This window comes from Nocardia sp. CA-120079 (genome assembly GCF_050955745.1).
Classification (GTDB): domain Bacteria; phylum Actinomycetota; class Actinomycetes; order Mycobacteriales; family Mycobacteriaceae; genus Nocardia.
Window position 1 is genome coordinate 4,917,246 of the sequence record NZ_CP192088.1, and the last position, 16,348, is coordinate 4,933,593.

At 60.7% G+C, this 16,348-nt stretch carries 14 protein-coding genes; 8 read left to right on the forward strand and 6 right to left on the reverse strand.

Going from position 1 to position 16,348, the window contains the following annotated elements:
• Positions 1–15: 15 nt before the first annotated feature.
• From ACQPYR_RS22585 to ACQPYR_RS22595, 3 genes are read right to left on the reverse strand one after another with little or no spacing between them, the layout of a single operon-like run.
• Positions 16–1,503 (reverse strand): N-6 DNA methylase, encoded by a 1,488-nt coding sequence (locus ACQPYR_RS22585; RefSeq protein WP_433620939.1) that lies wholly within the window; start codon positions 1,501–1,503, stop codon positions 16–18.
• Positions 1,487–2,761: a hypothetical protein gene (locus tag ACQPYR_RS22590; protein ID WP_433620940.1), complete on the reverse strand. Its 1,275-nt coding sequence runs from the start codon at positions 2,759–2,761 to the stop codon at positions 1,487–1,489. Before ACQPYR_RS22590 ends, ACQPYR_RS22585 begins: the two co-directional genes overlap by 17 nt.
• On the reverse strand, positions 2,758–5,511 hold the full coding sequence (locus ACQPYR_RS22595) for a DEAD/DEAH box helicase family protein (protein ID WP_433620941.1): 2,754 nt from the start codon (positions 5,509–5,511) through the stop codon (positions 2,758–2,760). Before ACQPYR_RS22595 ends, ACQPYR_RS22590 begins: the two co-directional genes overlap by 4 nt.
• 442 nt (positions 5,512–5,953) lie before the next feature.
• Between ACQPYR_RS22595 and ACQPYR_RS22600 the strand changes: the two genes are divergently transcribed.
• From ACQPYR_RS22600 to ACQPYR_RS22620, 5 genes are all read left to right on the forward strand, one after another.
• The gene (locus ACQPYR_RS22600) at positions 5,954–6,349 is read left to right on the forward strand and encodes an SseB family protein (protein ID WP_433620942.1); all 396 of its coding nucleotides are present in this window, start codon (positions 5,954–5,956) and stop codon (positions 6,347–6,349) included.
• Positions 6,349–6,942, forward strand: coding sequence for a type VII secretion target (locus ACQPYR_RS22605; RefSeq protein WP_433620943.1), 594 nt, complete (start codon positions 6,349–6,351; stop codon positions 6,940–6,942). The genes ACQPYR_RS22600 and ACQPYR_RS22605 overlap by 1 nt, the downstream gene beginning before the upstream one ends.
• Positions 6,943–6,944: 2 nt before the next feature.
• Positions 6,945–12,314, forward strand: a complete 5,370-nt coding sequence (locus ACQPYR_RS22610; protein ID WP_433620944.1) for a putative T7SS-secreted protein — start codon at positions 6,945–6,947, stop codon at positions 12,312–12,314.
• On the forward strand, positions 12,311–12,727 hold the full coding sequence (locus tag ACQPYR_RS22615; protein ID WP_433620945.1) for a hypothetical protein: 417 nt from the start codon (positions 12,311–12,313) through the stop codon (positions 12,725–12,727). The genes ACQPYR_RS22610 and ACQPYR_RS22615 overlap by 4 nt, the downstream gene beginning before the upstream one ends.
• Before the next feature lie 98 nt (positions 12,728–12,825).
• Positions 12,826–13,110, forward strand: coding sequence for a hypothetical protein (locus ACQPYR_RS22620; RefSeq protein WP_433620946.1), 285 nt, complete (start codon positions 12,826–12,828; stop codon positions 13,108–13,110).
• A gap of 86 nt (positions 13,111–13,196) precedes the next feature.
• Here the strand turns inward: ACQPYR_RS22620 and ACQPYR_RS22625 are convergent, their stop codons facing one another.
• The 3 genes from ACQPYR_RS22625 to ACQPYR_RS22635 form a co-directional block, all read right to left on the reverse strand.
• Positions 13,197–13,397 carry a hypothetical protein gene (locus ACQPYR_RS22625; RefSeq protein ID WP_433620947.1) on the reverse strand — a complete coding sequence of 67 codons (201 nt, stop codon included), beginning with the start codon at positions 13,395–13,397 and terminating at the stop codon, positions 13,197–13,199.
• A 134-nt stretch (positions 13,398–13,531) separates the two neighbouring features.
• Positions 13,532–14,455, reverse strand: coding sequence for an SUMF1/EgtB/PvdO family nonheme iron enzyme (locus tag ACQPYR_RS22630; RefSeq protein WP_433620948.1), 924 nt, complete (start codon positions 14,453–14,455; stop codon positions 13,532–13,534).
• Between the two features lie 65 nt (positions 14,456–14,520).
• On the reverse strand, positions 14,521–15,300 hold the full coding sequence (locus tag ACQPYR_RS22635) for an aminotransferase class IV family protein (protein WP_433620949.1): 780 nt from the start codon (positions 15,298–15,300) through the stop codon (positions 14,521–14,523).
• 198 nt (positions 15,301–15,498) lie between these two features.
• Between ACQPYR_RS22635 and ACQPYR_RS22640 the strand changes: the two genes are divergently transcribed.
• Genes ACQPYR_RS22640 through ACQPYR_RS22650 form a run of 3 tightly spaced genes read left to right on the forward strand, consistent with a single transcriptional unit; the run spans position 15,499 to position 16,323 of the window.
• The gene (locus ACQPYR_RS22640; RefSeq protein ID WP_433620950.1) at positions 15,499–15,837 is read left to right on the forward strand and encodes a hypothetical protein; all 339 of its coding nucleotides are present in this window, start codon (positions 15,499–15,501) and stop codon (positions 15,835–15,837) included.
• A 7-nt stretch (positions 15,838–15,844) separates the two neighbouring features.
• Positions 15,845–16,051 carry a hypothetical protein gene (locus ACQPYR_RS22645; RefSeq protein WP_433620951.1) on the forward strand — a complete coding sequence of 69 codons (207 nt, stop codon included), beginning with the start codon at positions 15,845–15,847 and terminating at the stop codon, positions 16,049–16,051.
• A 20-nt stretch (positions 16,052–16,071) separates the two neighbouring features.
• Positions 16,072–16,323, forward strand: coding sequence for a hypothetical protein (locus ACQPYR_RS22650; protein WP_433620952.1), 252 nt, complete (start codon positions 16,072–16,074; stop codon positions 16,321–16,323).
• Positions 16,324–16,348: the final 25 nt, after the last annotated feature.

Here is a 16,348-nt window from a genome sequence, read left to right on the forward strand (position 1 = left end):
CGACAGCGATATTCATCATAGCGGCATTTCCGGAGACACTGACTCAAGTGCTGCCGATACTAGCTCGAGTTCAACCAACACGGCAGTCAGATCTTCAATAATTTCGCGAGCAATGAGATGAGGAGGTGGAAGATTGTCAGTGTTCTCAAGCGACTCGTCAGGAAGCCAGGTAATGTCAAGGTTCGTTCGGTCTCGACTGATTATTTCTTCGTAAGTGAAGGATTTGAACCGTTGGGACTCTTTCCGCTCAGAAATCGGTTGCCCTGGCGCAAAGCACTGCACAAATTCGCTGAGATGGCTGCGGCGAAGCGGGTTTTGCTTTAGCGTGAAGTGCTGGTTCGTCCGAAGATCGTAGACCCACAGCTTAGATGTCCACGGATGCTCAGCGGCAGGCTTCTTGTCGAAGAATAGCACGTTGGCCTTGACTCCCTGGGCGTAGAAGATCCCCGTCGGCAAGCGCAGCATAGTGTGTAAATCGAAGTCCTGCAGTAACCTTCGCCGCAGGGTCTCACCTGCACCGCTCTCAAAAAGAATGTTATCTGGCAGCACGACCGCAGCTCGGCCGTTTATGTCCAGAATCGTCGCAATGTGCTGAAGGAAGTTGAGCTGCTTGTTCGCGGTGGTTACGACGAAGTCTTGGCGCTCGATCTCGCGGTCGTCACGGATCTCGGATCCGTCAGCTCCGACCATCGTCAATGAGGACTTTCGCCCAAACGGAGGATTGGACAGTACAACTGACCAACGCCTGCCTGGATCAGCGATCAGTGCGTCACGCACCTCGATCAGTGAATCGCCAGCCGGGTTGCCGATGCCGTGCAAGAGCAGATTCATTGCTGCCAGACGGGCCGTCCCGTCAACAAGCTCATATCCGTACACAAGGTCATGTTGTAGGTGGTCTTTTTCGGTCCGAGTCATGGACTTGGAGTCTCGGGAGGCATACTCGTGTGCAGCGAGCAGGAATCCCGCCGTGCCAGCTGCAGGATCGACCACGGTGTCTTTCACCGTCGGCTGAATGCAGTCGACTATCGCCTGGATTACCGCGCGTGGCGTGAAGTATTGCCCAGCACCTGATTTTATGTCTTCGGCGCCTTTGGACAGTAAAGCCTCGTAGGCGTCACCTTTGATGTCGGTTCCGGTGGCGGACCAATTCTCTTTGTCGATGAGGTCGACAATGAGCCGTTTTAGCTTGGCGGGATCCTGGATCCGATTCTGCGCTTTTCGGAAGATTGTACCGAGCACCCCCGGGCTCTTTCCGAGCTCTTCAAGGATATGCCGGTAGTGTGTCTCCAGCTCATCACCCTTGGCGTCCAGTAGGGTTTGCCACGAGTACCTGGATGGAATAATTTGCTGCGGATTCAGGCTACGGGTAGCGCGTTCGTTCGCCATCTTGAGGAACAGCAGATATGTAAGTTGCTCTGTATACTCAATCGTGCCGACACCATCGTCACGCAGAACGTTGCAATACGACCACAGCTTGTCTACGAGCCTACGTGTGTCCGACACTAGTCAACTCCTCCTCGATATCGATGTTAATCCTTTTTTCGGTCAGGATGCCATTACATGCTGCGCGTAGGACGAGTTTCTTGAGTGTGCGAATCCGCAACTGAGATTTCTCGATCACTTCGAATGCTCGAGTTGCAGACGTTGAGACATCTGCCATAGCATCTGAAATCTCCACTTGCCTACTCAAACTCGGCAATGGAATCTCGATTCTGGCCAGCCCTTTCTGGTTGACCTTGTAGATTCCAGCCGTAGTCCTGGCGATGGATTCTATCTGCCGCCGTACCACTTCAGAATTCCACACCAATGCGAAATATTCCGGGTGGACGAGGTCATTTCTGGTGCGAACACGTACGAGCGTGTCAGGGAAAGCGACAGGCGAGTCAAGCGAATGAACCATTCCGCCGCGGCCAACAAGACGAAGGCTGCCATTTCCTCTAACAACAAGGAAGTCTCCAACCGCAACATTGTACGGTGACGCTTCGCTTGCCGTCCATGCGCCAGGCTTCGCTTGAGTTATATCTACTTTGCCGTCCCTGGTAATTGAAGTAAGGCGAAGCACCGGGAACCCTCCCTCTCTTGTCGGAACCGAGCGGCCATTGACAAGAGGAGTGGCAAGCAATTTATCGAGAAGAACGACCTCATTCTCGGACTCGCCGAGGTGCATCCGGAGGGAAGATATTACCATTGTCCTGGTACGTGCAGACACTGTAGCGAGGTTGCGGGCGATTCCATCCAGCCTAAAAAGTTGATCGTCGACCAACGAAATTATTTCCTTCTGGACATCCAACGGCGGGACTGGGAACTCAACCGTCTTGAATCGCCGTGCCGACAGATGGGCGATATTTGTAGTAATCCGGGATTCTTGGCGATATCGGCCAGAGTGCATATGATGGCGGAAGACAATCAGCGCCCACTCGGGCAGGATTTCCGGGCCCGCGCGAAAGCGTATCAAGCTATTTGTGAATGCGACGTCGGGTGGACTACCGCGGTAGATTGCGGGTCGCCCCAGTAGCTCAGGCGTCTGCCCTTCATTGAGGAGAAGGTCACCTGGCTCCAGTTTAAATCGGTCGAATATGCCGGAGAAGTCCATCTCCTTCACGTCGGTCGTGTCGATTCGATCCTCGAACACATTCGCGACGCGTAGGTAGGGCCGCATTTCTGGACCGTTATGCCAGTCTGGGTGCCGTTGCCTGCCGAGATCGACGGCACCAACGTCAGCGACCGTCGCCCAACGCCAGCCTTCAGGAAGTTCGATCACGCGGGAAGCTCCCTGTTGAGTGTGTTGATCAGAGTGGTGGCGTTGTAGCCGAGATCTCGAAGGGCCCCGTCGGTACCCCCGCGCTCGGTGAAAGGAGGACGGTCCAGGTCATCGGGGGTAATTCCTGCTGACGATGCCACTACCTCGACCATGCGGTCTAGCCACCACCTCTCAGTCTCGGTGAACATGACGCCAGCTTGCTCTTGCTGGGTAAGCCACGCAGCGTATCGCTCGCGGACCCGATCAGCGTACGGGACCAATTCATCATCTTCGCCAATGGTGAAGCGCATCAAGGAGACCAAGTCGGTAAGGGTGTGTCGATCGCTGCGGCGTACACGACTGGATTCGATGGATTCGTAGGCAGACCAGATCACAGCTGGAGTCCAGTTATAAGGCGGCCTGCTGATGCGGTCAGCGAGTTCCTTGATGTCGTCGAACGCGATGCGTCGTTCGCGCGCCTCGGTCATCAGCTGGATCGCTGCGATCTCATCCCGATGGTCGGCGAGATACTGCGCCCAGGACCCAATCAGGGTCCGAGCGCGGTCGGTGTCGACTAAACCATGCGCGTCGATGAGAACATCGATACTTACCTCATCGATTACGTGGTCGTGGGCACGTCGCAATTCGAGGATTCTGTTGCGCAACTCGGGGTTTGCCGCGAATGGTCGCACTGCGCGGTCGAGCAGCTCCTGTACCGCGACGTCCGTCTCGGCCACACCCTCGATGAGCTGGGCCTGCTTGTCAGGGTCTACCGCGTCCACGAGATCGCGGATGATCGACCGAACGGAAGACCCGGCGACCTGATCCAGTTCAGCCCTCTCGGCTGGCGTCAGCTGCAGTTCCAACGCCGCCATGCGTGAGGCTAAGGTCGCGGTCTCGTCCTCGGTCAGCGTCAGCGTAGCGGCTTTGTCCAGCAGCTTCTTCAGACTGATTCCCTTTTTCCGGTTGAGGGGTGGGTCGACGAAATCGTGCTCGGTAACGCCCACAGCATCGACAATCACGAAGCGTGTTTTCGCTGTGGCGTCGGGAGTGACGGCCTGAAAGTCGGTGGACGAAATCGTCCGTGCGCCACGGCCTTTCATCTGCTCGAAGTACTGCGCTGACCGAACATCGCGCATGAAGAAAATGCACTCCAACGGCTTGACATCGGTACCGGTGGCGATCATATCGACAGTGACTGCAATCCGCAGGGACGGCGAAGTGCGGAATGCTTGGAGCTGGCCTTTAGGGTTCTTCGCCTGATAGGTGATCTTGGCGGCGAAGTCATTTCCCTTGCCAAATACCTCCCGCACAGTAGTCACGACCTCCTCGGCGTGATTGTCGTCCTTGCAAAAGATTAGTGTCTTGGGCACGGTCGAACGGCCGGGAAATATTTCAGGAAGCTTGTCGCGGAAAGTTTCCAAAACCAACCTGATTTGACTCGTCGATGTCACTGCTCGGTCCAGCTGTCTGTTGGAGTAGATAAGGTCTTCGTCGAGCGCCTCAAGACGTTGAATGCGAGTGCGCCGGTCGACGATAGGAACGATGGTGCCTGCTTCGATCGAGGAGCCGTGTGCGGTGATTTGAGTTACAATCCGGTACAAGCTGAAGTCGACGTTGACGAGGTCAGCCACGGATTGAGCATACGTATATTCGGAAACGAGATTCCCGCGGAAGAACCCAAAGGTTTGCCTTCCTGGTGTCGCTGTCAAACCTACAACGTGGGCGTCGAAATACTCCAGCACTCCGCGCCACACACCATATATAGATCTGTGCGCTTCGTCCACGATTACCAGGTCGAAGGTTTCCGGAGGCATCGACGAGTTATATGCGACTGTGACTGGCGCGTCAGGAAGGTAGCCATCCAGGCTCTGGTCGTCGCCCTCAACCAGTTCCTCGTTCTTGAGCACCTTGAATACCCGCTGGATCGTGGAAACCACGACGTGGCTCGACTCCAGCATTCCCGCGCCGGTGAGTCTGTCGACGTTGTAGATTTCCGTAAACCGTCGACCGTCGTCTGGTGCGCGGTAACTCCGGAACTCCGCCAATGTCTGATCACCTAGGTTGTTGCGATCCACCAGGAATAGCACTCGATTGAACCCACCATGTTTGAGCAGTCGATACGATTCGGTGACCGCTGTATAAGTTTTTCCTGCACCGGTGGCCATCTGGACTAGCGAGCGATCGAACCGCTGCTCTGCCAACGATTTTTCGATTCCCTGGATTGCAGCAACTTGCGCTTTGCGCATTGGCTGTTCATCGAGCGATGGCAGCGCCTGAACCTTTGCTCGCCATGTTGGCCGGATCGGGTCGCGGTCTGCGTCACGCACAATCCGCGCGAGCGTCTCGGGCTTCGGGAAATTGAATAGCCGCCGGGCGCGAGGGTGAGGATCATAGCCGTTCGTGAAGTGAGTCTCAGTACCGCTCGCCTCGAATACGAACGGTAGTCGGCCATCAACAGTCAACGCTTTGAGCCGCACCTCAGGCGGGAGGCCCTCGGCGTACATCGCGGACTGCCATTCCACGCCGGATAGCGTGGTGCCGACAGGTTTTGCCTCAATAACCCCGACGACCTTCTGGTCGACATAGACCAAATAGTCGACACGACCGTGCCCCTTCGCCATGGTCATTTCTCGAACTACAACCCCCTGGCTGGAGAACAAGTTGATCTGCTTCCGGCCCTGGACCGACCAACCGGAATCGACCAACTGCTTGTCGATCAGCACTCGCGCCCGCTCTTCGGCCGCGAACCTAGCAACGTCGTCTGTCACCTCACCATCCCCCTGCGCTACACCATCGTTATTGGTAGGGCCATCTTCTACCATGGGTACGACAAGCCAACGTCAAACGAAGCTGAAACGGACCAGCCAACCTCGGGTGTTTGTGGTTCGCCCAGGTAGTGGTGGCTGGTCATCGCGCCATCGTCGGGCCCCGCCACCGGGGACGCCACTCATTTTCGGCGAGCACCGAGGTCGGGCGACGGAGGCGAGCGCCTGGGTGCGCACGTCGGCCTTGGGCCAGGAACTCCGAAACTCGACTATCTGCGCTCGCGTGATAGCCAGCCGTCATCTGAAGCCAGCGCTGCAGCGGTCTATCACTAGTCGACATGACTGAGAACGTCTGTTTGGAGGCGTTGTGGTCGGTGGTCGTCGGTATGCTGCGAGGACTGACCTGGTGGGTGGCCGATGGATCGCGAGCGGGGGTTGTCGAGCGATGTCTGATCTCGACGGTAGTCACGCGTTGCGGTCGGAGATCGCGGCGTTCTATGCGGGTTTCGGGCAGCCCGAGGTGCTATGCGCGGCGTTTGAGCAGGCGCTACTGGTGGTGCCGTTGATCGATCAGGACAGGGTGTTTACGTCCCGGGCTGGTGGTATCGACTGGATTTGTGCGTTCACCAGCGTCGAGGCCTACGCCCGCTACATGAGTGCCCGCGGTGTCGAACCGGACCAGCAGTACCGCTATCACACACTGCTCGGCAGCCGCCTCGCCGAGTACGCGGCAAGCCGATCCGAGCCGACCGGAGTTGCTGTCGATATGGCGGGCACAGCCCCAATGGCGTTCCCGCCGAACGTTTCCGAGACCTCCCTCGCTGGTGATGGGAACCGCTGATGGCTGAGCAACTAAATGTCGATCCGGCGGTGCTGCAACAGGCAGCCGATGGGATCACCGGCGTTATCAGTGCACTGTCCGATCTCGGTGTGGGCGAGACGGGGGCGATGGGGCGAGGGTTTTCGCTGTTGACGTTGTCGCCGATGCAGGCGGGTAAGTCCTCGGTGCAGAATGCGTTCGAGACGTTCACCGAGCGGTGGTCGTGGGGTGTGCGGGCGTTGGTGCAGGCGGGCAACGCGATCGCGGAAACGTTGGGGTTGGCGGCGGGCCGCTATCACACTATGGATGAGAAGTTCTCGAACACGTTCAAGGAGATCACGTCCCATCTGATCGGCAACCCGCATCTGTCGAATGAGGAGATCGACAAACGGTCGTGGGGAGAGACTCTGGCCGATAACCAGTACAACCAGATCCGCAACCGTGACTACAGTGCCGAGTCGTTCGAGAACGCGTTCAACCAGATCAGCACGAACATCGAGGTCATTCAGGCGGTGGGCCCGGACGCACTCGCTGGCGCAGTGCCCGGGGTTCACTGGAATACCGGCGCAGCGGAGCGGGCCGCTGAGATTCGTAACGGGCAAGGGGGGCAATAGCTTTGGGTATCGGGGATTTCGTCAACTCGGTTGGTGACGCGATCGAGCATGGTGTCGAATCGGTCACCCAGAAAGTGGGAGAGCTCGCCGATTCTGGGTTGGACGCCGCCGCCACGCTGGCCCGCAACCTTGGCGCGGACGGTGTCGCCGAAGGGTTGGACGATCTCGGCGACAAGATCGCCGACCTGGCCGGCGGTGAAATCGGTGAGCGTGAACTCGGACAAACCAAGGATCCGAAAGAGCTGATCCGGGGTGACCCGTCAGCGATCCACGACGCCGCCGAAGCATTGGGGAAGATGGGGGATTCGATCGGGCAGACCGGCGACGCCCTGCGCACCGTCAACACCGCGGACTGGACTGGGACCGCTGCGGAGGAGTTCCACACCGAGTTCGCCAAACAGCCCAAGCTGTGGTGGGAGGGCTCGGACGCGATGCACAAGGCGTCGGATGTACTCAACAGTTGGTATTACGAGGTCACCGCCGCCCAAACCAAAGCCGCCGACGCGATCGCGCGGTGGGATGCCGCCGATACCGAGGAAACCAGCAAGAAGACCCAGTGGAATGCGCTGTCCGATGAGCAGAAACGCAAAACCCCCCTGGTCGACACGTGGACGTCGATACGCAACGAGGCCCGCGAGATCCTGCGCGGCGCCCGCGCCCAACGCGACAACGCCGCGACCTCAGCTGCAACCGCATTGGCGGCGGCGACAGAGTCCGCGCCGACCGAGCCGCCGTTCACCGAACGCTGGACCGACAACCTCTCGGACCTATCGGGGGCATTCGATCAAGCGAAACTGAACTTCACCTCCGGGTTGTTGACCAGTTTCTCCGGGATCGTGCAGTTCGTGCGTCAGGTCAGTCCGATGGACGCCTACAACCTCACTCATCCGGCCGAATACTTCTCGGGGATGTCGGATCTGGGCACTGGCCTGGTGGTGGCTGCCGCTGATCCCGGGGCGACGACGTCGGCGATCCTGTCCGGTGCCCGCAAGAACCCGTCGGAATTTTTGGGCTCGCTCACCGGGGACCTGATCACCACCGTCGGGACCGGCGGTGCGGGCGCGGCAAAACCCGCGCTGTCGGCGTTGGACAAGGTCGGCGACGTCTCCAAAGTCACCAAAGCCACCCACACTGTGGCCAGCGCGGCAGAACACGCTCCACACCCATCGGCCGGCACCCACACGCCGAGCGCTCCCACATCTCACGCTCCTTCGTCGACACCGCATGAGCCGGGCGCACCGACGGGCACCCACCCAACAAGCGAGGCATCGTCGCCGACCTCGACCGGGCACGAGCCGGGAACGCCGACGGGCACCCACCCGAGTACGACCGAGCCGGGCACCCACCCCAACACGGCGACCGAATCCCCAACCCAGCCGGGAACCGCCGACCCCCATCCCGGCGGCGACACCACGTCCCAAACCCCCTCGCACACTACAGAACCCGCCGCACCCCGACTGGAGGACTCGGCTCCCAACCACACACAGCCGGAGTCACCATCGGCGGCACCGCATCCGGACACGAATCCGGCTCCTCACAACACTGATTCGCCCACCACAACCGAGCACGGCGGTGACTCTCCACAGCAGACCCATGACCCGAACCCGACCCACACGGACGGACATAGAGGGGACGGTACGACCCCTGGCGGTCACGGCAGCCCGGATCATCAACAGTCTCACCACGACCAACCGGTGGACAACACACCGCAGGGTCGCGCCGAGGCCGACCAGGGTGCCGGTGACACGGCGCGCGAAAACGGCGCTGACAGCAACCAGACCCCGAACGAGAAAACCTGCGACCGAGATCCCGTCGATGTCGCCAGTGGCGAATTCCTGCTTCCGGAAACCGATCTCGAGCTGCCCGGAGTTCTGTCGCTAGTGTTGGAGCGCACTCACCGCTCGAGCTACCGGTATGGCCGCTGGTTCGGTCCTTCCTGGTCGGCGACCCTCGACATCCGTTTGGTCGTCGAGCACGAAGGTGTGACCTTCCTCGGGCAGGACGGGATCATGCTGGTCTATCCGCACGCCGCGGCTGGTGTGGCGGTGGAGCCGATCACTGGTGGGCAGCGGTGGACGTTGACCCGCACCGACACCGGCGGCTATCGGCTCTGGGATCAAGGTCGCGAACTGATCTGGCATTTCGCTCCAGAACCAGTACTCGGCGACCTCGAATCCCGGCTGGGGAACTACGCGATCTCGGCGATTACCGACCGGCACCGTAACCGAATCCGCTTCCACTACAACACCGACGGCACACCGATCGAGGTCTCGCATTCCGGCGGATACCGAGTCCTCATCGACACCGCGGCGGGCCGGGTGACCGGACTGTCGGTCAGCAGTTCCGGCGACAACCGTGTTGAAACTGCCACGCAGGTGCGGGAATTCGCCTACGAGTTCGGTGAACTCGCGATGGTCACCAACGCCGTCGGCGCCACCACCCGTTACAGCTACGACACTGAACACCGGATGACCTCGTGGACCGATTCAAACGGCAATCAGATGGTCAACACCTACGACGAGTCCGGTCGCGTCACCTACCAGCGCGGCACCGCCGGTGTGATGAACTGCGACTTCGACTATCTCGAATTCCCCGACGGCACCGGCAGCCTCACCACCGTCACCGACTCCTTCGGTGCGGTCACCAGCCACGGCTTCGACCGGGACCGTCGCCTCCGCGACCTTGTCGACCCGGTAGGTGGTCGTACCCATATCGACTACAACGCCGATCGCAACCCGCTGAAAGTCGTTGCTCCCGATGGTGGAATCACCCGCTACAAGTACACCGCCGAGGGCGACGTCGCCGAAATCACCCGCCCTGACGGCCACACCGTCGAGATCGCGTACCTGTGGCGCAACCGCCCCACCAGAGTCATCGAGGCAGACGGCAGTGTGCGACAACAGGAATGGGACAAGACCGGCAACCTCGCCGCCGTCATCGACCCGGCGGGCACCCGCACCGAATACCGCTACCACCCCAATGGCGCTATCGCCCAGATCACCAACGCCGACGGCGCCCGCACCACCATCGAGGTAGATCCGGCCGGTCTTCCCATCCAGACAACCGACCCGAACGGCGCGATCACCCGCATAGAACGCGACCACTTCGGCAGACCGATCCGAATCATCGACCCCCTCGGCGGCCACACCTGCTATGCGTGGGCTCCCGATGGAAAACTGCTGCAGCGCACCGACCCCGACGGTCACACCGAATCGTGGACCTACGACGGTGAACGCAACCTGCTGACACACACAGACCGCGCAGCCAACCTCACCCGCTTCACCTACGGTGCCTTCGACATGCTGACCTCCCGCACCGAGCCCGACGGGTCGACCACCCGCTACACCTGGGACGCCGAACGCCGCCTCACCACGGTCACCAACCCCCTGGGCCATACCTGGACCTACGAGCACGACCTCGCGGGCCGCCTGATCGCCGAAACCGACTACACCGGTGCCGCCACCCACTACACCCACGACCGCGCCGGCCGCGTCGCCACGATCACTCCCGCCACCGGCGTCACCCGCCATTACACCCGCGACATCCTCGGGCGTCTTACCGAAATCACAGCCGACACCGGCGAATGGCTCCGCTACACCCACGACCCCGTCGGGCGCATCCTCGCAGCTGTCTCCGGCAGCGGAGGGGATGCGATCCACACCCTCGAATTCGGCTACACCCCAACAGGCCACATCGCCACCCAAACGCTCGATCATCAACCCCCGATGCGGCACGACTACGACCAACTCAGCCGCCGCACCCGCCGCATCACCCCCACCGACGCGACCACCGACTGGCACTACGACTTCACCGGCCGTAGCCGCGCAATGACAGTCGACGGCAACCACGTCCAGTTCACCCACGACCCACTCGGTCGTCTAACCTCTTGGCGCATCGGTGAAATCGCGATCACCCGCGCTCTCACCGCGGTAGGGCATCTCACCCACCAGGACGTCACTGCCTACCCCGGCAGCTCACTCGACCTCGGCCCGTCTACCCGCCCGAGCCCACACCAGCTCCGGTACGACGAATACACCTACCGCCCAGACGGATACCCCACCAGCCACATCCTCACCCACCTCGACAGCGACCCGGTGCATCGCGAATACACCCTCGATCCCGCGGGCCGCGTTACCACCATCACCCGCAACGGCGCCCTTACTGAGCAATACACGTACGACCCTCTCAGCAACATCACCAGCACCCTGCCCGCGCAGGCCTCGGGCGAAAGCGCCGTTGCTCGCACCGCTTCAACAACACCGGCTACCACTCACGGTTCACATCCCACACCGGAGACCAACGATCACCGCGAATACCACAACAACCTCCTCATCCGAGGCGGCCGCACCCGCTACCACTACGACGAGTCCGGCCGCCTGATCCGCAAAACCACCACACGCCTGTCCCGCAAACCTGACATCTGGCGGTACCGCTACAACGCCTTCGACCAACTCACAGACGTCTGGACTCCGGACCACCAGTGGTGGCACTACACCTACGATGGCCTCGGTCGCCGCACGACCAAACAACACCTCGCCGCCGATGGCGCCATCCTCCACCGCGCCGACTACACCTGGGACGGCACCCACCTCATCGAACAGACCACCGACGACAGCTCGAAACGGTGGCAGTACCAACCGAACTCCCACATCCCGATCACCCAGACCACCGACCAAACCCGCGTCGACCGCGAGTTCTTCGCAATCATCACCGACCTCGTCGGCACCCCCACCGAACTCATCGATCCCGCCACCGCGACCAACGTCGCCACCGCATACACCGATCTATGGGGCAACACCACCTGGCCAGAACACGCCGGAACCCCACTCCGATTTCCTGGTCAGCAGCACGACGCCGAAACCGGTCTGCATTACAACCTGCACCGCGTCTACGACCCGCACACAGGGCGGTTTCTCACAGCAGATCCTATGGGTCTCGCACCTGGCCCAAACCCGATGGGCTACCCTCGCAATCCGGGGCTGTGGACCGACCCGTTGGGGCTGGTGCCCTGTCGTAATGAGGATGGATCGTTCCAGTTCCGTGAGCCGAATCCGGCTCACCCGCCGAATCCTCAGCTCGATGATTTGATGCACAAGAAATATTCGGAAAGCTACGACTGCTCAGAGATCGCGCAGGACATGCTCTCGAGAGCCGATGGGGTTGGGAGCATCATTCGTTACGAACCAGCAGACGGGAGCCTCCTCCTCACGCCCGAGAACACCGGGCGTGTAACCCAGGAGTACGTATTTCATGAGGTATATACAGATGGTCGTTACGTTTACGATCCAAGGCTATCGGTAACTCCGATTCCTTTAGGCGACTTCGAGAGAGTGATCAAATACCTAAACCCAGGAGTGAGGTGGTCGGGATGACCAACGCAGCCGATCGGCCATCCAAACGCATACTCTCCACGCTTGCGATTCTCGGCGAGGTCGAATGGGCTCGAATTGATATGGGCTTCGACGACTTCACCCCCCGAAGGACTCCGCCATTCATAGTTTGGCGCTACAAGTCCGAATCCAACGATACACCCGACGTAATCCAATCTAGCGTGCGATCCTATCGCGGCGAGATCGACTGGAACGTCGATAAACCGGGTCGCAACTGGATCATCCAGCCGATCCGAGTCGCCTCGGATACCTCGGAATTCCCGGGGCTGGAGGGGCGCGAACTGTTAGACGCCATCGCACAGAGCGATCCAGAGTATTGTGAATCTTCCATCCGAGATTTCCAAAACTTGTTCGAATATCTGGCCCGTCTATGGCAAGGTAGTAACCATGAATAAGGATGAGGTGGTTACTGCGACTTCTGGCAAGATTTCTTTTATAATCGTAACAAATCGTATACGGCGCTCCTCGCAAAGTTTCGCCCACATTATCATAAATGCGCCCAACCCCTGAACGAACGGATGTCAAAAGTCCGGACGTCGAACGGATCGGCCGCCTTCTCGCCGAATGGTTGCCCGACCGGAAAGCAATCACAGTGGTGGAATATATCGAACGCGCCAATCAAGTGGTTTGTTTCCTCGGCGGATGCATAATCGCGATACGCGCGGCATTCTGGTTCGGCCGATGTCAGCACAACGAAATGCATCTGGTCTACATGGGAGAAAAGCGGGTTCTGTCACTGTACGAAGGATTTGAACCAGCTATTGTCGTGCAGGTATAGGAAAGACCCCGACGAGCCGCCATGCAGCTATGTCGCGGGGACGCTATTGCCGCGAGCGGTCAAGAATTTCGTCGATATGACCCGATTCACGCGAGGACTTGCCGGTACTTCGTGCCGAGCACCTGATTGCTGTCGGGGGCAAGCACCTCACTGATGTAGTCCATTAGCTGGTCGCGGATCGGATGGTGTGGGTCGGCACAGATCGACTGCCAGTAGCAGTCGGGGGAAAGCACACACCACCAGTCGACGAATACCACGTGGCGGTGCGCCGGCATCCGCTCCGCCATGCTCATTTCTCGAAGCCCATGTCGATGTCCATGCCGGTACGCCACTGGCTCTTCTTCAGGAATTGCGGGTGGATGTGTTCCTCGGCCTCAATGACTCCGGCCGCGGTCGACGTCACGCGTGATCTGACGGTCGACTAAACTGTCTCGCTCACGAGATTTCCTGTGACGCAACGGAATCCGGTGTCGTCGTCGAGCATCCTGCGCGTGGCATCGTTGAATGCTGCTGGTTCGCCTCGGTCGAAAGGGCTGGTGAACGCCGAGCCTTTGAGCTCGAATCGGTCGGTGGCGGTCTCGGTGGCGGTCCATTCCCAGGTGTTTCCGACGAGATCGTAGATGCCGAATGGACTGACTCCGCTGGCGTAGGTAGATACCGGCGTCATGGTGCCGGGTCCGGAGCCGCGGACATTGCATTTGGCCGGGGTCGGCTGGTTGCCCCACGGCCAGGTGTTGCCGCGGGTGCCTCGGGCGGCTTTTTCCCATTGTTGGCTGGTCGGCAGAGCTTTGTGGGCCCATTGGGCATAGGTGTTGGCGTCGTCCCAGCTGACCCAGACCACAGGGTGGTCGGCGATGTCGCGGGCCGGGGTCGGGCCGTCCCAATGCTGGGGCGTGGAATGTCGGTGGGCGGCAACGAATCGCGCGTAGTCGGCGTTGGTGGTCGGGAAGACATCCATCCAGAATCCGGCCACCCACACGGGTTGGTCTTGTGGTCCGGCGAGGAAGATTCCTTCGGGCACCCAGGTCATCAGCTTGCCGTCGGCGGGATGGCGGGTGTTGGTGCGTTGCTGGACGACGTCGGTGTCGCGAGCGTCGCTCAGGGCGGTGGGAGATATCGCTTCGACGAATCGGGCGAGTTCGTCGTCGTTGAGGCGCGACAAGATTGTGTCGAGGGCTGCTTGGTTCACAGGGCGGGGGCGGATGTTCGCGCCGCCGGCTTCCCAGCGGGATATCACACGGGGGTTGACGCCGATATGCGCTGCGAATTCGATCAGACTCATCCGCCGGGCGTCTCGCAGTGCGGCTGCTTCGGCTCCTGTCCAGCTGCGGACCACGATGGCCATCGCGCGTGTCCTCCCTTCCCGAGCGGTGGGGTCTGAGCCTAGTCACAGCGGTGGCATGGCGTGCGTCAGATGCGTTGCGGGGGAATGGATTCGTATTCCGCGCGGAGCCGGTCGATCATCTCGTGGTCGACGGGAAGGTCGATGTCGTCGATGCGGGCGATTGCACGCACACCGACCGCGGCGTTGGTCGCGACGGCTGCATCGATATGCGGCAATTCGGCCAGGGTGATGGGCTTGACGACGACTTCCTCATCCAGGGTCTGGCTGAGCAGGCGCATCGTGATGCCGGGCAGCACCTCGGCCTGCGGCCAGATCAGCTGGCCGTCGGAGATGACGCCGATGTTGGACGTCGCGATCTCGGTGATGGTGCCGTCGGCGTTGGTGAACAGGACATCGTCGGCACCGTCGCGTTGGGCGAGGCGGCGCTGGTAGAGGGCACCGAACAGGCCGACGTGCTTGGTTTTGGGTAGGTCGCGGGTGTAGACCGCCGACCGCAGATTCATCGGGGCTTGCGGGACCGGGGGCGCTTCACGCCAGGTCACGAGGACATGAGGGTCGGCTTCGGCGCCGGGCCTGCCGAGGGCGATGCGCGGGTCGAACACCGTGATCCGCACGACTACCGCAATGTCGGTGTCGGCCACGGCGCGGCGGATGAGGTGGCGCACGCGCTCGGGGTCTAGTTCGGCGTCGAACACGGTGCGGCAGTCGCGGGTGAGCCGGTCCATGTGCTGGCTGAGCCCGCGCACAGCGCGATTCTCGACACGCATGGACGTGAAGTGCCCGTACCCGACCAAACCCAGCGCGGCGAGCTCGGACTGACTGATCGGCGACCCGTTGAGTTCCATGCGGCCAGTGTGTCACCGAGGGCGTGTCTGGAAAGCGTGGCCCAGCGCCGAACGTCAGTGAAAAGTCAGTGCAACGACCTACAGCGACAGTTCCGGGCAGGCCGTCGTGCACCGATTCTGAGGTCCATGAAAAGCACGGATCGCGGCAGCCGGGGTTTTCAGTTCGATCAACCAACCAACCGCAGGGACCGAACCATCATGAGATCACCCGCAGCAATGGGCTACATCCGTCGTGACGAATCCGGTACACGCCAACCGTGGGACGAGACCGAAATCCGGCGTGCTGCACAGGACTTGGGCTACAACCTGATCAAAACAGTCGTGTTCGGCGACGACACGGACCATCCGGCGATGCGCCTGCGGAACGTGGCACGCAACATGACCCGGGTGCGCGGGGTGGAGATCTCGGCCGTGCTTACCCCAAACCTGAAGCATCTCGACGGTGACGTGGGGCCGGTCATCGAGTGGTGTGACGAGGTGATCACCGTGGAGGACGGTGCAAGCTACAGCCGTCTCGGATCACATGCCATCGCCTGATGCTGGGGTGGCAACTAGGCCGGTCATCGTGGTCACGCTGCTGTTCGCTGGAGCGATATCCGGGGCCGGGTGGCTGATGTACCAGGGCCGGGCCGATGACGAGCCGGGCAGTCAGAGCACAGCGCCATACGACACCGCCGCCGCCGTCCTCGGTGTGAGTGCAGCCGAAATTCTATCCAGGCTCGGACCTGAGTACGACGACCCAGACGACTAGTGACCAAAGGAGCTACTTCGATGCCAACATCGCATGACGCGCCACCGCAGTGGCGGAAGGTCGTCGATGCCGAGATACGGCCGTGGCTGGACGAGCACTGCGCCTGTGAAGCCGTCGAAGGCGGCACGATATCGCGGGCGTGCGGCGCGAAATGGTGGCTGCTGCAACAGCGGCAAGCACGCGGATTGACGTTTCCCTATGTGGCTTCAGCTGATTGCGCAGCGTCTCGGCTGGGCACCAAGCAGCATGAGGGGGCCAGCCATGCGGGCTGAAGGATTCGGTGGTTCGAGGCATTGG

Excerpts from the sequence above, each read along its gene's own strand:
- ACQPYR_RS22650 (WP_433620952.1), top strand. The coding sequence starts at position 16,072 with ATGCCAACATCGCATGACGCGCCACCGCAGTGGCGGAAGGTCGTCGAT.
- ACQPYR_RS22600 (WP_433620942.1), top strand. The coding sequence starts at position 5,954 with ATGTCTGATCTCGACGGTAGTCACGCGTTGCGGTCGGAGATCGCGGCG.
- ACQPYR_RS22615 (WP_433620945.1), top strand. The coding sequence starts at position 12,311 with ATGACCAACGCAGCCGATCGGCCATCCAAACGCATACTCTCCACGCTT.
- ACQPYR_RS22605 (WP_433620943.1), top strand. The coding sequence starts at position 6,349 with ATGGCTGAGCAACTAAATGTCGATCCGGCGGTGCTGCAACAGGCAGCC.
- ACQPYR_RS22640 (WP_433620950.1), top strand. The coding sequence starts at position 15,499 with ATGAGATCACCCGCAGCAATGGGCTACATCCGTCGTGACGAATCCGGT.
- ACQPYR_RS22625 (WP_433620947.1), bottom strand. The coding sequence starts at position 13,397 with ATGGCGGAGCGGATGCCGGCGCACCGCCACGTGGTATTCGTCGACTGG.
- ACQPYR_RS22630 (WP_433620948.1), bottom strand. The coding sequence starts at position 14,455 with ATGGCCATCGTGGTCCGCAGCTGGACAGGAGCCGAAGCAGCCGCACTG.
- ACQPYR_RS22620 (WP_433620946.1), top strand. The coding sequence starts at position 12,826 with ATGCGCCCAACCCCTGAACGAACGGATGTCAAAAGTCCGGACGTCGAA.
- ACQPYR_RS22635 (WP_433620949.1), bottom strand. The coding sequence starts at position 15,300 with ATGGAACTCAACGGGTCGCCGATCAGTCAGTCCGAGCTCGCCGCGCTG.